The following is a 14943-nucleotide window of genomic DNA, read 5'->3' as shown; positions in this document are numbered from 1 at the left end:
CGGGGGATGCGAAGAGGCGGTCGCGGTGGTGCACGCTGACTGAGCGGAAGACTTGAGACGAGGAAGGACAGGCGATGGTGGAAGTAAAGGCGTTTCGAGGTGTGCGGTACGACTGGGAGTCGATGGGTGAGGATGAGGCTTCCCGGGTTGTGGCACCGCCCTATGATGTGATCGACGAGACGATGCTGGGGGAGCTGTATCGGCGACATCCGCAGAATGTAGTGCGTCTGGATCTGAACCGCCGTCAGGCCTCGGATGATGGGGAGAATAACCGCTACACGCGCGCCCGGCGCTACATGTTCGACTGGCTCGCACAGGGGGTGATGATCCTGGAGCCGGAGCCGGCGATCTATGTGCATGTGCAGGAGTTTGAGGACGAGGCCGGTACGGTCTATCGACGTCAGGGGTTTATGGCGTTGGTGCGTCTGGCAGAGTACGAAGAGCGGGTGGTGCTGCCGCATGAGCGCACGCTCAAAGGGCCCAAAGTCGACCGACTGGAGTTGATGAAGGCCACCGATGCCAACCTCAGCCAGATCTTCTTTCTCTACGATGATGAGCAAGGGGAGGTCGACGGACCGCTCTACGGGGCGACGGAGGGGCAGGAGCCCGCGCTGGATATACGCACCGAGGATGGGATCCGCCATCAGCTCTGGGCGGTGCGCGATGCGAAGGTGCAACAGGCGGTGGCCGCAGGGCTTAAAGAGCGGCCACTGTTGATCGCCGATGGGCATCATCGCTACGAGACGGCGCTGGCGTATCGGGATTTTCGCCGCGAGGTGGCCGAGGAGGGCGATGCGGATGCGCCCTATGAGTTTGTGATGGGATTTCTGGTCAATATGCACGATCCGGGGTTGCAGGTGTTTCCGACCCACCGGGTGGTGCATTCGGTCGAGGGCTTTGAGGGCGCAAAGCTGCGCGCGCAACTCGAGAACGCCGGGCTCTACCGGGTGGAGGAGCTGGGATGGGAGCTCCTGGACGATCTCGATGGGTTGCGGGAGCAGTTGGAGGCGGCCGGCCGGGAGTATCCGAGCTTTGTGGTGGCGATGGAGGCCGATAAGGCGCTTTTGCTGGTGCAGTATGTGGGCGGGGTGGATGCGCCGGTGTTCGATGAGGAGACGCCCGAGGAGGTGCGCAGGCTCGATGTGGCGGTGCTTCATGAGGCGCTTTTCGATCGGATGCTGGGCATCGATCGGGCCGCGCAGGAGGCCAAGTCGAACCTCTCCTATGTCAAGGGTTGGGCGGAGGCGCGGGCTGCGCTCGATGAGCCAGGCCATCAGATGGTGGTGTTTATGAACGCCACACCGGTGGAGCAGGTCAACCGGGTGTGTCTCTCGGGCGGGAAGATGCCGCAGAAGTCGACCTTCTTCTATCCGAAGGTGTTGAGCGGGCTTGTGATCAATCTTCTCTGAGCGTTGTGGTGAAGCCTCCCTTTGAGGGAGGTGCACCGGGCGTTTTACGGGCGAGGTCTGAGAGGGCCTCGCTTTTTTTTGCAAAAAATTCGGGGGTCTGACGCAAGACTGATGCGTGGTGCTCGATAATAGGGAGGTGAGCGCAGGGATGGGATGCGTGTGCCTTGCTATTGGAGGGACGTTTGATGGGGCTGAAGATCGGGCAGTCGACACCAGATGGGGCGCAGGTGCGGGGGAGCCGGGGGGCGGTGCCTCCGGGGGCGAAGGCTGACGGTCGGGGTGGGGAGCCGGGGGCGTTTGCGGCGCTCTTGAAGGATGCGCCCTCAAAGGATGCGCCCTCAAAAGATGCGCTTTTCAAGGATGCGCCATCACAGGATGTGCCGTTGAAGGACGCCCTGGCCGCAGAAGAGGGGGGGCGGCTTGCCGGTGAGCAGGATGCGCGCCTGGAGGGGGATTACTACGAGCGGGCGGTGGAGCAGGGGGCGGTGCAGCGGGGCGATAAGGAGTGGGGAGCCGAGGGGAGTCGGGTCCGCGGTGACGAGTGGGACGGCCAGGGGGTGAAGGGGAGGAGAGAGGCGCTCGAGGAAGGCTGCGCGAGGGGTGATGTGAAGGGTGGGGAGGATGCGGCGGCGATGGCGGAGGAGGGATTTCGGCCGGAGCGCGGAGTGGGGGATGTGGGGGAGGCCAGAAGTGAAGGTGTCGGCGAGGGGCCGGCAGAACTCGGGGAGATCGTGGAGGCGATGGTCAAGGCCGCCCAGGCTGGTGAGGACGCCCAGGGGCGAAAGGTGATGTTTCTGGAGCTGGATGTACCCGGGCGAGGCACATTGCGGGTGAGGTTGCTCAAGGAGCATGACGGGTACGCGGTGCGGATGCGGGCCAGCGACGAGGGGCTGGCGCGGGAGCTGTTGAGCGCACAGTCGGAGATGGTGCGCGGGGCGGGGGCCCGGGGTGTGCGCTTCAACGCGGTTGAGGTGGTGACGTAGCGCCGCCGCGGGCGTGAAGAGCAGCAAAACGCCAGCATGAAGGTGGCCTGTGCGCTCGGGGAGAGGATGGAGGTGTGTTTGGATGTTCAACGCCAGTGATGATGAGGTCTGAGGTGGATGAGAAGACGCAGCTGTTGGAGTTACCCGGGTGGTTTCAGGAGATGCGCAGGGAGCATCAGGCGCAGCTCGACGATGAGCCGACGGTGGTGGTCTCTGAGGTTCTGGAGGCGGTGACGGTGCGGGTTGACGCGGTGGCCGGGCCCGGGAGACCAGCGCGCGCCGCGGTGGAGGTGGCCGGGGCGGATGAGGCGACGGTGACGATGCCCTCGCTTGATGCGAAGACGCGCCCGGTGATCGATGCGGCGCAGGCCGGGGCGGGGCGTCGAGCGCGTGTGCAGGCTGCGCTGGCCAGCCGAGAGGTGCGTCCCTGGGATCGGATGCGGCTGGCCTCGGTGACTCAGGCGCAGGCGCAGGCGCTGGCTGATATGGTTGAGGTGATCGGCGGGGAGAGGCTGGGGCAGGAGGTGCTCCGAGGTATGGAGGCCTCGATCGGTGAGCGTTGGTGCGGGGTGGGGAGAGCCCGGGTGGGGGTGCATTGGGACGATGATGGGGAGACGTTGAGCGCCGGCGCCTCGACCTGGTGGCGGGTGATGCCGGGGTGGGAGCGGGGGCTTGTGTGGGTGGATGAGGGGCTGGCGCGCAGGTGGCTTGAGGCTTTGGAGCTGAGGCATCTGGGCGGAGAGCAGGCCCACGGGGCGGTGTGCTGTGTGCTTGGCGAGGTGTTCTCCGGGGCGATGCGACGTTGTGGTTGGCCGCAGGTAACCTGGGGGGTTAACCCTCTGGCGGGGAGGGCGAAGGTGGAATTGATGCGGGCCTCAAGGCCGCCCTATGTGGCGTGGGTGCTGGAGGTGGCGTGTGGCGAGGTTCGCGGTCAGCTTCGTCTGGCGATGCCCTGGTCGCTTGTGCGGATGGTGCGTGGTCAGCTTCGTGCTCCGGCGGCCGAGCTGGCACGTTGGGCAGCAATGCCCGGGGTAGGCAGGTTGTCTGTGGGGTGTGTGGGGCTGACGTTGGAGGAGGTCCGGGGGCTTGAGCCGGGCGATGTGGTGATGGCTGGCGTGGCGATAGAGCGGAGGGAGGGCGTGCGTCTGGGCGCGAAGCTCAGGTTTGGAGCGCAGGCTCGCTGGGCCGGGGCCTTGCGGGAGGGAGAGGGACGTGAGTGGGTTTTTGAGGTTGGTGAACCGTGTGTAGATGAACCCGAGCGTGATGATGAACCCAGGGAGGTTGCAATGAGTGAGGCTGTGGAACGTGCCGAGGTTGAGGTGGAGGTTGTGGTGGGTGAGGTGCGCATGGAACTCGGGCAGCTCAGCCGGCTGGTGGTGGGGCAGGTGCTGGAGACAGGCTCGCCGGTGGGCGCTGCGGTGCGCTTGATGGTGGGCGCGCAGGAGATTGCCCGCGGTGAGCTCGTGGAGGTGGAGGGCAGGCTGGGGGTGCGTGTGGAGCAGGTCAGCAGCTGAGTTGGAAGCCCTCGAGATGTTGCGTCGTCTCACTCTTTGGAGGTGCGTTGGTGGTGGAGGCGAGCGATGGCTTCGGGGACGTCGATCTCATCGGTGGCTTCGATGGGGGTATCGTCGGTGGTGTCATCGGTGCGGTGGAGAGATTGAGCACGCAGTTCCCGAAGCGAGTCCAGGGCGACCTTGCTCTCGACGGTCTGGCGGAGCTGGTCGAGTTCGATGTCGGGGATCTCAATGGCGTCGATGTCCACGTCGGCCTTGAGGTGGGAGAGGGTTCGATCGAGGCGTTCACCCTGGAGGTTGGGGGCGGTGATATTTTGAAGCGTTTCCTGGCGGTCGAGGGGATCGCCTGAGAGGACGTCGAGGTCGATCTCACCGCTTTGCAGGATAGCGGCCGTGGAAATCTCGGCGCGGGTGGGGTGGGTGTGGGTCAGCGGAGATGTAGGATCGTTGGCGCGGTTTGTAGGAATGGGAAAACTGACGGCAACGTCGCGCTCTTCCAGATCGAGGAGGGTCGCCCAGCCCTCGGGGCGGCGTGTGGCCAAAAAGGTGATGGAGGCGGTGTTGTTTTTGGCCTGCAGCCCGATCTGGAGGTCAATATGGGGGAGGATGGCGTCTTTGTGGCGAGTGGGCAGCAGGTCGAGGTCGGTGGCAAGCCAGCGGTGGCCGGGGCTGTGTGGCGAGTAGAGCAGCGGCAGATCGGCAGCTTCGAGAGGTGCGTCCCACATCAGCGCGGAGGCGCTGTTGGCGAGTCGGGCCAGGTGGGCGCGGCTGTGGGGATCGTGGGGGGGCTGAAGATGAATCAGGGGGACGCTGGATGGCGCGATCGGGGGGACGGGGGAGACGTAGAGCAGGAGTTCATGGGGAAGACGGGTGGTCAGCCACAGGAGCAGGCTCTGACGTGGGAGGGCAGTGGGGCTGAAGATCAGGCCGTTGATGGGGGAGCTAAGGCGGGGGCGAAGCAGCTCTCGGGTGTTCTGAGTCAGGGGACACAGGGCGATATCAGGCCGGGGGGTGAGTAGGGCGAAGGGCTGTGGAGAGCCGGGCAGAGGTTGAATCCACCAGCGGCTCAGACAGCTTGAGGGGCCATGAGCGTCGAGATGTTCAAGGATGCGGTTGACGGTCGTCGGCAAGAGCGGGGTGTTCTGGAAGGCGAGTGTGCTGCCTTGCTCGAGGTGCCAGTGGCCGTCGGGACGCAGGATGACCATGGAGGTTTGGGGGTTCCCCAGGGCTTTTGTCAGTGCGGGAAGCGAGCGGATGTCAGCGTCGAGCGAGGAGGATGTCATGGCAGATCGGGGGAGCCGGAGTCAGGGGGAGAAGGCGGATGGAGCGGGTCGGTGGAGGGAGCGTCGTCTGCGGGCTCGGGGCTGTGAAGATCGGGCTCCAGGCGCAGGCGCAGGCGGGTGATCTGGTCGGCGGGGAGATCGAGGTCGAAGCGCTGGGGGATGTGGCCCGGAGCTCGGAGTTCGAGGCGGTAGGCGCCGGGAGTGAGGTTTAAGGTGTGGTCGCGCCAGCGGTTGACGACGCCGTGGTAGTCGTCGTTGAGGTAGATCTCGGCGGTGTCGGGCTCCACGTCGAGCTTGAGCAGCGCTGGTGCGTTTCTGGAGGCCGTGGTGGAGGCGTAATTGGGTGCGCAGGCCACAGTGAGTGAACTCGTGATGAGCACGAAGATCAGGAGCTGGCGAGGGGCGTGGCGAGTGATGATGTGGGTAGGGTGGTGGCCGGGGTGCGGCATATTTTATCCCTGCGACTGTCAATGTGGTATAAGAGCTTACTAAATGGTGTTTGCGGCGGGAAGTCCAGCGATGGCGAGCGTGGCGATGTGCGTCGGGAATGAATGTTGCACAGCTATCGGGCCGTGTTAGGAAATTTATGAGCGTCGGCACCCTGAGGGTATGAGCTGGCGAGCGAAAACGATATGAGCGCGGAGCAGAACATGCATAAACCGGCTGTGGTTTCGGGTGTGATTCTCGGGATGTTGGCGCTGCTGCTGTCGGGGTGTCCCTCCGATGATGTGGTGGTGTCTTACAGCGATTTTTTCGTGCCCTGGGACATGAGCCCCTACGAGTTTGATGGCCAGCCCGAATTGGAGGCGCCGACTCGTCTGATCTTTGCCGACGTGGCGCCGGACCAGGAGGAGTTTCGTGATGCCGAGCTTATCAACGTGGGGCGTGCGCGTCTGGAGTTGGAGTCGGTGAGCGTAGAAGGGCCTTTTGAGCTGCACTACCCGGAGTTTCTCGACGGTTTGCCCGGGGAGCTTTTGCCGGGGGAGTCGGTGTTGGTGCAGGTAAGCTACAGGGCTGAGAGCGATCAGGGTGTGCAGGGGGTGATGCGAGTACGCACCAATGATCCGGAGAAGGCTGAGCATGAGATTCAGCTTCTGGCCAATACGGATCTTCCCTGCCTGGAGCTCTTGCCGGTGGGGCCGCTTCGCTTCGGGATGGTGGAGCGGGGGCGGCCGGTTGAGCGGGCATTGCGGGCGACCAACTGCAGCCGCGAGGTAGAGACTCGGGTGTGGGTAGAGGAGCTTGAGGGCGATGGCGGTTTTGCGATGGCCGACGCGGCAGATGCGAACGGCGAAGAGCGGGTGCTGGCCGCCGGGGAAACGGTGCTCATCCCGATGGTGTTTACGCCGACGGAGTCGCGGGAGTACCGGGGGCGCGTACGTCTGAACAGCGATGATCTTCTGGAGCCCCAGCGCGAGGTTGAGCTTGTGGGTGAGGGCGCGCCGCCGGCTTGCCCGATTGCTCAGATCGGGGTGCGAGGGCTCGAGGGAGGCGCCGAGGCTGCGCCGCGCGGTGAGTTTTTGGGACGCCCGCTGGAGACGGTTGAGCTGACGGGGCGCGGGAGCATTGCGGCCGACGGGCAACCGGTGGTGGGTTATGAGTGGACGCTGGCGGAGCGACCGGGAGATACGGCGGTTTCGCTCACCGAGAACGGAGACCCCTCGTTACAACGGCTCTATCTGGAGCTTGTGGGGCGCTATGTGGTCGAACTGCATGTGATCGATGCCGAGGGTACGCGCTCCTGCGAGCCGGCACGGATGGTGATCCAGACGCGTACCGATCGGGATATTCATGTGCAGCTGGTCTGGGATACGCCTCGCGACACCAGGCGCGACGATCGCAGCGGAAGCGATGTGGACCTGCACCTTCTTCGCGACGGGCGTGGCGGGGACTGGAATAGCGCACCGTGGGATTGTCACTGGCAGAACAAGACCCCGGACTGGGGTGTGGCGGGCGCCACCAACGATAACCCCGGGCTCGATATTGATAATGTGACGGGGTGGGGGCCGGAGAATATCAACCTCAATGAGCCGGAGAGTGGGGTGCGGTACCGGGTGGGGGTGTACTACTTCTCGGATCACGGCTACGGGGAGAGCTACGCGACCGTGAGGATTTATCTGGGCGGGGAGCTGCAGTTGGAGATGCGTCGCCGTCGCATCACCAACAATCAGTTCTGGGAAGTTGGGGACATTATCTGGCCGGAGCAGAGCATTGAGATTCACGATCGGGTCTATGCGGGGTTCCCGGCGCTCTGAGACTCAGGAGGGGGGGAGTTTGGTGCGCAGGGCTGCGACGCGAGCGTCGAGGCCCAGGCGCTCAAGCTGGTCAAGGGCGATGGAGGCCACCGCCCGAGCGCGCTGCGGATCGTGGTGGCGAAGGCATTGGTCGGTGGCAAGCTCCGCCAGAGTGGCCGTGTCGAGGTTGACCATCCCGGAGCTGACCAGGGCGAGGCTTGCGCGCTGGAGGTGATGGTCGAAGGCGTCATAGTCGGGGGTGTAGGCGGCGCAGGCTGCCAGAGCGATATGCGCGACGCCCAGGTAGCCCGAGACGTTGGCGGCTTCCATGGCGTTGAGGGCGTGCTCGAAGTGGGGGCGAGCGGTCACAAAGTCGAGCTGTGAGGCCAGGCACATTCCGATGTTAAAGCGTATCGAGCCTGTTTGAGAGACGCCGATGCGCTGAAGGGTATCGATCGCCAGCTGGTAGAAATGCAGGGCCTCGCCGGGTTGGTGAAGCAGCCGGTAGATCTCACCGAGGGCGTTGTCGCACTGAGCCACGCCGTAGAGATCCTGTGTCTCTTCGTAGAGTCGACGAGCGGTCTGGGTGGGGGTGAGTGCATCGCGGGGGTGTGCGCCGGCCAGTGCAACGGAGGCCAGTCCGAGCCAGCTGGAGGCCTGGTCGGAGAGGGCGTCGGCGCGCCGGGCCCAGAGCAGGGAGCGGTGGTAGGCGTCTTTGGCCTGGTCGAGGTGCCCGCGGGAGTAGTTGAGATCAGCGAAGAGCTGAAGCGCTTTGGCGAAGTCCCGGGCGATGGCCTGTGGAGCGTCGGAGGTTGCCAGGGGGTGGAGGCGTTCAAGACAGTCCGTGGCCAGGGTCAGGCCGGTGCGAATTTCGCCGCGGGTGCGGGCGATGACGCCGGCGGTAAAAAGGCGTTGGGCGTCGAGCCGTGGGTCGGGGTGTGAGGGGAGCGCGTCGATGAGGGTCTGGGCGCGGTCGGAGTGGCCCTGCTTGACCAGGGTGCGGGCGCGGCCGGTGGTCAGGCGCAGGTGGATGGCGTCATCGGGGGGCTGGAGATGGCTGAGAGCGTTTTCGGCCAGGTCGAGAAGCTGCAGGGCGCTGGCGAAGTCGCTGGTGAGGCGGTTGCGTTCGGCGGCGCGAAGCAGCGGCTCCAGAGCTGCAGCGTGGTGGCCGGCGGTAAGAAGATGGCGGCCGATGCGGGCATCGAGCTCCGGGGTGATGTCCGGATAGATAGCCTGCAGCGCGCGGGCACAGTGAAGGTTGTGCTCGGCCCAGCGGTCATGCTCGGAGGCCAGGCGTTGGAGGGATTCGCGCAGCGCGCCGTGCAGAAATCGCCAGCGGTCGGGGGCGGTTTCGGCCAGGCGTGCCAGAGTGAGGCGTTCGAGAAGATCCCGGGGGATGATCACGTCGGCGTTCATGCAGGCGGCCTGCCATTCGCCGGGGTCGATGTCCTGGCCGAGTGCGGCGGCGATCTCCAGGGCAAAGAGCGCGTCTTTTTCATGGGCAGCGCCCAGGGAGGCGATGAGCAGCGAGATACGGTCGCGAAGCAGCGCGTCGATGGAGTCCGGCAAGGGGGCCTGCTCGCCGGGGCGCAGATGAAAGCCCTCGGCAGAGGGAGTGAGGATGTCGCGGGCGACCCAATCGCCGACGAGCTGTACGGCGAAGAGAGGGTTTCCGCGGGTGCGCTCGACGAGCTCTTCGATGAGTTCGCTGTTCAGACCGAGCAGATGCTGGACCAGGGTGCGATGATCGTCTTCGGCCAGGGGTTCCACCGCAAGCTCGCTGCTGCGGGGATGCGCCTTGAGACGATCGAGCAGCAGGGCTTCGTCGGGGCGTGTGGCCACAAGATCATCGCGAGATGTGGCGACGATGAGGGTGGACGGTGCCAGCTCCTCGGGGAGATCGAGCAGAAAGAGGGCAAAGCGCAGGGTGTCGAGGCCGTAGTGGACATCGTCCAGGTGAAGGATAAGGGGGCGGTGGGGGAAGATGCGCTTGAGGGTACGAGCGATCAGCGCGTAGCGCTGGCGCGGGCTACTCTGAGCGGCCGGGTGGTTTCGGGGGAGGTGTCCCGGAGCGCTTAAGGCGGCGAGCTCGATGCAGTCGGCGAGCTCATCGGGGCCCAGGGGAGCGATGCGGCTGAGGGTGTCGCGCACGCGCTCGATGCGGGCGTCATGGGGGAGGTTGTGGGAGCGAAAGAGGTCGTTGAGTAGTGCGGGTAGACCTTGAAGTCGCGATGCAATGGGGCTGTGAGGGGCGTGCAGATCGAAGGCGACACCGCGCTCGTGGGCGCGCTGGCAGAGCCAGGTCGCCTGGCGGGTTTTCCCCACGCCGGAGGGGCCGCTGAGCACGAGGGCCCGGGGGACGGCGGTGGTGTGGACCTCGCGCAATGCGCGCCAGAGGGCGTCGCGGGCCGGGATGCGGTCAACCAGAGGGATGGGGCGAAGCCCGAAGAGGCCGAGGCCGGTGCCGCGCAGGTGATCGGGTCGCAGGGCGATGCGGTCGCGAGGAGACTCCCAGGTGGGCGGGAAGAGGGGGCCGTGAGCGTGGGTGTGCGAGGTGTCCAGGGGGGCTCGGGAGAGCGTTGCCGGCGGGTCGAAGGTGGCGTCTTCGAGTAGGGCAGTGAGGGTGGCCTCAAGCTCGGTGGGCTCCTCGGGGGTGGCTGTGGGCGGGCGTCGCGAGGGCGTGGGAATCGAGGGCAGCGGGGGAAGCGGGGAGGCCGGGGAGGGGGATGCCAGGCGTTGGAGGTCAAAGGCAGCGTCGGCGGCGAACTGGTAGCGATCGGCGTAGTGCTTGGCGAGCAAGCGCCCGATCCAGGCCCCGAAGGGAGACGGAAGATCGGCGTCTGTCTCCAGCGGGGGAAGGGGGAGGTGGAGGTGGGCGTGAAGGATGTCTTCGGTGGTCGTACCGGAGTAGGGCGGGCTGCCGCTGGCCAGCCAGAAGGCCAGACAACCCAGCGCGTAGAGATCGGTCCAGGGGCCCTGGTCGCGAAGGCGCGCCAGAATTTGCTCGGGGGCCATAAAGCGCGGGGTGCCCGCGACGCGGGTGTTTTGCCCGGCGTCGGGATGATCGTCGAGGGCGTGGGCCAGGCCGAAGTCGGAGAGCTTCAGCGTGGGGCCCGCCGGGCCGTGCACCATCAGGACGTTTTCGGGCTTGAGATCGCGGTGAATCACGCCGCGGGCATGAGCATGGGCCAGGGCGTCGAGGATGGCCAGGAGGATGCCGCGCTGCTGCGCGAAGTTCAGGGCCTGTTCGGAGAACTCGCGCAGTGAACCGGTGGCCAACTCCATCACCAGGTAGGGCGAGTCCGGGGTGAGCAGCGAGGGAGCCTGGGCGGCCTCGGCGGCCGAGACGGTGGCCGTGTCGAAGACGCGGATGATGCCGGGGTGGCTCAAGCGGGCCACCGAGCGAACTTCGTGGTGGAAACTTTTTAAGAAGTGCGGATCGGTGGCGCGCTTGCTGGTGATGATCTTGATCGCAACTTCGGTAGCGGTGGGGTTATGGGTGGCGTGCCATACCTCGCCCATGCCACCACGGCCCAGGGGACGGTTGAGAGTGAAGTCTGCCAGGGAGATCGCCATAGGAGGTGCCACGGGAGGGGGGAGAGGTTGTGGTGTAACGTAGTGTAGAGGATGCCGTGGCGGGATGGAATGGGGAAGGTTGCGTTGGTTGCAGGGGGGCTGGTAGGGCAGGGGGCAGTGCGCTGGCGATGGTCGCCGGCGCAGCACGACGACTCACCATTGAAAAAGCAGGGCGCATGGCAAGTGATCGAAATCTGGTGTGGGTGGACCTGGAGATGACCGGGCTGGATCCGAAGACGTGCACGATCCTGGAGATCGCCACGATCGTGACGGATTCTCAGCTGCAGATTGTGGCCGAGGGGCCCAACCTCGTGATTCATCATAGCGACGAGGTGCTCGACGCGATGGATGCCTGGAACACCGAGCACCATGGCAAGTCCGGGCTGACTGCGGCGGTGAAAGCCTCAAAGCTGACGTTGGCGCAGGCCGAGGCTCAGACGCTGGCCTTTGTGCAGGAGCATTGCGGCCCGAAGAGCGCACCTTTGTGTGGGAACTCGATCTGGCAGGATCGCCGTTTTCTGGCGGAGTACATGCCGCGCCTTGAAGACTACCTGCATTACCGCATCATCGATGTCTCCTCGGTCAAGGAGGTGGTGCGACGGTGGTATCCGGCCGGGGTGGCGATGCCGCCGCGCAAGGAGCAGAGCCACCGGGCACTCGACGATATCAAGGATTCGATCGAGGAGCTGAAGTTCTATCGCTCGGAGGTCTTTGTGGCGCCGGGTGGCAGCGCGACCTTTGCGACGCGGCGCTGATCAGGCCCAGGTTAAGAGGGCGTAGCCAATCGCCAGGATGATCAGGCCGAGTGCAATGCCGGTGATGATCTGGGCTTTCTGGGCGTCGGCCGCCGAGAGGGGAGCGTCGCTTTGCGGGGAGCGAAGTTCGGTGGAGTCTTCGGGGGGCGGTCCGACGACCCGATCGGCTGTGTCGGTCCGATCGGGCTCGCGATGTTCCGGGGCCATCACCGCGGTAGGGGCATGTTCGGGGGCGTGGGCCGGAGCGCCGATGAGCGTGAGGTTGAGGTTGTCATCGGTGGTGGGGGGGCGCGGTGAGGTGGAGAGAAGATCGTCCATCGAGGTGTCGATGACCGGCGGGGTGTGTCCGATGTCCGCTACCGGACGCTGGCGAGCCCAGTGGTCGGTGTCGAGCCAGCGCTTGAGAGTCTGACCCATCTCCAGGGCGCTCTGGAAGCGATCGTCGGGATCTTTGGCGAGCGCGCGGGTAATGATCGCCGCAAACTCCGGATCGACCGAGGAGGGCAAGGGCGGGGGTTCCTGACTCTGGTGGGCGAGGATCAGGGCGTAGGAGGAGTCGCCATCGAAGGGGAGGCTTCCGGTGACGCATTCGTAGAGGACGACGCCGAGCGAGTAGAGGTCGGCGCGGTGGTCGACGTCGGGGTTTACGGCCTGCTCGGGGGCCAGATATTGCGGGGTTCCGTAGATCTGGCCGACGACGCTTAAGAGGGGATCGGACTTCTGGTCGGCGCGTTTGGCGATCCCGAAGTCGAGGATTTTGACGACCTCATCGCCCTCGGGGGTGCGGGCCAGAAAGATGTTTTCGGGTTTGATGTCGCGGTGCACAAAGCCCGATTGATGGATCTGGTGGAGGCCTTTGAGGACCTGCAGAGCGAGCTTTGCGAGCTCATCGGCGGGGATGGTCCGATTGCGGTGCAGGCTGTCGAAGAGCTCCTCGCCGGTGAGCAGCTCCATGGAGAGGAAGGCGTGGCCGTCGGGGGATTCGCCGAACTCGTAGACGCGAACCACGTGTGTGGAGCGGATGGCTTTGGAGATACGCGCTTCGCGCTTGAAACGCTCAATGATGCGCCAGTCGTTGGCGAACTCGGCCGTGATAACTTTGAGGGCGACCGGTTGGGAGCGGGAGCCGTCTTCTTTGAGGCGCTGGGCCGCGTAGATCTCTCCCATGCCACCGGCGGCCACAAAGCCCAGGATGTGGTAGACACCGAAGCGTTTTCCGGGGAGCAGAACGCGGTTGAGCACCGCCTGGGAGTTGATGGCGGTTTTTTGAGCGAGCTCCTCGACGGAGTTTGCCCGGATGAAGTCGATGCTGTCCTCGTCAAGGCCCTGGGAGTCAGGGGGGAGCTCGATCAGGGTGCTCTTCACAGGCGGCTCGCGGTTGAGGAAGTCGAGGCGCCCGGCGGGCGCTACAGGGATGAGCAGGGGATCACCGGGGCGGTGGTCGGTGTCTTCTTCCCTGTAGTATAGTCGTAAAGGAGAATGGTCCCAAGAGCGATTGAAGGACACGATGAACATGATGAGATCCGGGGTGTTGCCGCGCGGTATCGCGGGGCTGCTGGTGCTGGTGATGCTGGCCGGGGCGGGATGTGATGGGTGTCAGAGGCCGGCCCCGCCGACCGGCCAGGAGGGGGCGTTACTGCTGGGGGAGATGATCCCGCAGACGGCGCAGGTGGTGATCTTTGCCGAGGAACTCTCGTCGCTGGAGAGCGCGTTGAATGGGGTGATGGATCGGGCCCCGGTGGTTGGTGAGGCGCTTGAAGGGGTGGTCTTGGATCAGGTGTGGTCGTCGGTGGGGGCCGGGGCCGGGCTACCGGCGGTGGGGTATCTGGCGCACGGGCAGGTGGTGTTGGCCGGGTGGCGTCAGCCGGGCGTCGAGGTTGAGGAGGCTGGCGAGTTGTGGGGCATGGAGGCCCGGGCGCATGAGGTGGAGGGGGCGCAACGAGCGCTTCGGCTCCATGATGGACGGGGGGTATTGAAGGGCTGGGCGGTGATGGACGCGCGGCGCTGGGCGGTGGGTTGGCTTGTGGATGAGGAGGCGAAGACGCGCCTCGATGAGGATGTGCTGGCCCTGGGGGAGCGCTCGTTGGAGGTGGAGGGGCATCGGCGTTTCCTGACGACGAGTCAACAGCGGCCGATCTCGGCGATGATCTCGGCTGGCAGGCTGGCCGAGGGGCTTAGCGGGAAAGGCCAGGCCGGCATTCTGGCGCAGAGGATGGCCCGTGAGCTGGGGTGGGTGCATGTGCGTGCGGGGCTCGATGCGACCCGGCGCCAGGTGGAGCTGGAGGTGGGCACTCCGGGTGTACGTGGGGTGGCCACCAGTATCGAAGATCTGGGAGAGGCCGCAGGCGATCTTCCCCCGGTCGGCGGCCTGGTGCGTCCCGGAGTGCTCGGCGCGGTGCGTATCTCGGCCTCGCCGGAGCGCTTCGCGGAGTTTGTGCGCTCTTCGCTCTCGGCCGATGATCGTCAGCGCCTCGACCAATGGATCGAAGAGCTCAATGAGGAGCTTCGCGTCGATGTGATGGGCAATGTCGTCGGCCAGCTCACCGGTCAGGCGCTCGTGGTGATCTATGGACTGGAGAGCAGCTTCTTTGAGCAGGAGGGCATTGAGGCGCTGGCCCGGCTGGTACGGCTGAAGAGCACGCGGGATGCGGTGCTCCTGCCGATCAAGGAGCGGCGTCCGGTGGAAGATATGCTCAACTCACTCACCCAGGTCAGCCGCGGGAAGCTGCAGCGCCAGGTGATTCGTCATATGATTCAGTACGCCTGGATCGAGGATGGCGAGTTGAAGTGGGCGCTGATTCTGGGCGATGATCACGTGCTGTTGGTCGACAGCGCGGTGGCCTTTGACCATGCCAACCGCTGGGAGCGTAGTCCGCAGACCGAGGGCGGTCTGATGGAGGGGCGCGGGCTCGAGGGGATGCTCGCCGGTCGAAGCGGCGGGGGCATCTATGTGGAGCTGGGAGCGCTCCGGGGGATCTTTGAGGAGAAGGGGCCCGAGGATCTGGCGCGTTGGCTTACGCCCTTTGAGGCGGTGAAGGTGCGCGCCGGAGTTGGCGAGCGGGTCGACCGCGCGCAGGTGGTGCTCTGGCTGGAAGACGCCTGGGCGGGCGGCACCCCTTCGGCCGCCGTCCCTTCGACCATCGCCGACGAGGTGCCCCGGACGGCAGGCGATCAGGAGTCGAAGTGAGT

11 protein-coding genes are annotated in these 14943 nt (G+C 65.4%); 6 read left to right on the top strand and 5 right to left on the bottom strand.

All coding sequences use genetic code 11. The annotated features are described in order from the left end of the window. Positions 1–74 precede the first annotated feature (74 nt). The gene (locus EA187_RS07270) at positions 75–1409 is read left to right on the top strand and encodes a DUF1015 domain-containing protein (protein WP_127779798.1); all 1335 of its coding nucleotides are present in this window, start codon (positions 75–77) and stop codon (positions 1407–1409) included. On the opposite strand, the gene EA187_RS21140 is transcribed toward EA187_RS07270, so the two are convergent. After that, positions 1396–1767, bottom strand: coding sequence for a hypothetical protein (locus tag EA187_RS21140; RefSeq protein WP_430687894.1), 372 nt, complete (start codon positions 1765–1767; stop codon positions 1396–1398). The two genes, EA187_RS07270 and EA187_RS21140, sit on opposite strands and share 14 nt — an antisense overlap. Positions 1768–1792: 25 nt before the next feature. Between EA187_RS21140 and EA187_RS20745 the strand changes: the two genes are divergently transcribed. Further along, positions 1793–2392, top strand: coding sequence for a hypothetical protein (locus EA187_RS20745; protein ID WP_430687893.1), 600 nt, complete (start codon positions 1793–1795; stop codon positions 2390–2392). Positions 2393–2505: 113 nt separating this feature from the next. After that, the gene (locus EA187_RS07260) at positions 2506–3906 is read left to right on the top strand and encodes a FliM/FliN family flagellar motor switch protein (RefSeq protein ID WP_127779797.1); all 1401 of its coding nucleotides are present in this window, start codon (positions 2506–2508) and stop codon (positions 3904–3906) included. 29 nt (positions 3907–3935) lie between these two features. Here the strand turns inward: EA187_RS07260 and EA187_RS20340 are convergent, their stop codons facing one another. Both EA187_RS20340 and EA187_RS07245 read right to left on the bottom strand, forming a co-directional pair. Then, positions 3936–5189 (bottom strand): hypothetical protein, encoded by a 1254-nt coding sequence (locus EA187_RS20340; RefSeq protein WP_164856084.1) that lies wholly within the window; start codon positions 5187–5189, stop codon positions 3936–3938. After that, positions 5186–5638 carry a peptidase associated/transthyretin-like domain-containing protein gene (locus EA187_RS07245; RefSeq protein ID WP_115607717.1) on the bottom strand — a complete coding sequence of 151 codons (453 nt, stop codon included), beginning with the start codon at positions 5636–5638 and terminating at the stop codon, positions 5186–5188. Before EA187_RS07245 ends, EA187_RS20340 begins: the two co-directional genes overlap by 4 nt. Positions 5639–5839: 201 nt before the next feature. Here EA187_RS07245 and EA187_RS07240 point away from each other — a divergent pair, with 201 nt between their 5' ends. Further along, entirely contained in the window at positions 5840–7444 is a 1605-nt protein-coding gene (locus tag EA187_RS07240) for a hypothetical protein (RefSeq protein ID WP_127779794.1), read from the top strand. 3 nt (positions 7445–7447) lie between these two features. Here EA187_RS07240 and EA187_RS07235 read toward each other — a convergent pair whose 3' ends face one another. Next, positions 7448–10999 carry a serine/threonine-protein kinase gene (locus EA187_RS07235; protein WP_127779793.1) on the bottom strand — a complete coding sequence of 1184 codons (3552 nt, stop codon included), beginning with the start codon at positions 10997–10999 and terminating at the stop codon, positions 7448–7450. A gap of 176 nt (positions 11000–11175) precedes the next feature. On the opposite strand from EA187_RS07235, the gene orn reads away from it, so the two are divergent. Continuing rightward, on the top strand, positions 11176–11754 hold the full coding sequence (gene orn, locus EA187_RS07230) for an oligoribonuclease (protein WP_115607723.1): 579 nt from the start codon (positions 11176–11178) through the stop codon (positions 11752–11754). Here the strand turns inward: orn and EA187_RS07225 are convergent, their stop codons facing one another. After that, positions 11755–13269 carry a serine/threonine-protein kinase gene (locus EA187_RS07225; protein WP_115607724.1) on the bottom strand — a complete coding sequence of 505 codons (1515 nt, stop codon included), beginning with the start codon at positions 13267–13269 and terminating at the stop codon, positions 11755–11757. On the opposite strand from EA187_RS07225, the gene EA187_RS07220 reads away from it, so the two are divergent. Next, positions 13262–14941, top strand: a complete 1680-nt coding sequence (locus EA187_RS07220; protein WP_127779792.1) for a hypothetical protein — start codon at positions 13262–13264, stop codon at positions 14939–14941. The two genes, EA187_RS07225 and EA187_RS07220, sit on opposite strands and share 8 nt — an antisense overlap. Positions 14942–14943: the final 2 nt, after the last annotated feature.

It is taken from the genome of Lujinxingia sediminis (assembly GCF_004005565.1).
In the GTDB taxonomy this organism is placed as follows: domain Bacteria; phylum Myxococcota_A; class Bradymonadia; order Bradymonadales; family Bradymonadaceae; genus Lujinxingia; species Lujinxingia sediminis.
Note: the sequence above shows the minus strand (reverse complement) of the source record. Positions and strands in the feature narration are given on the sequence as shown.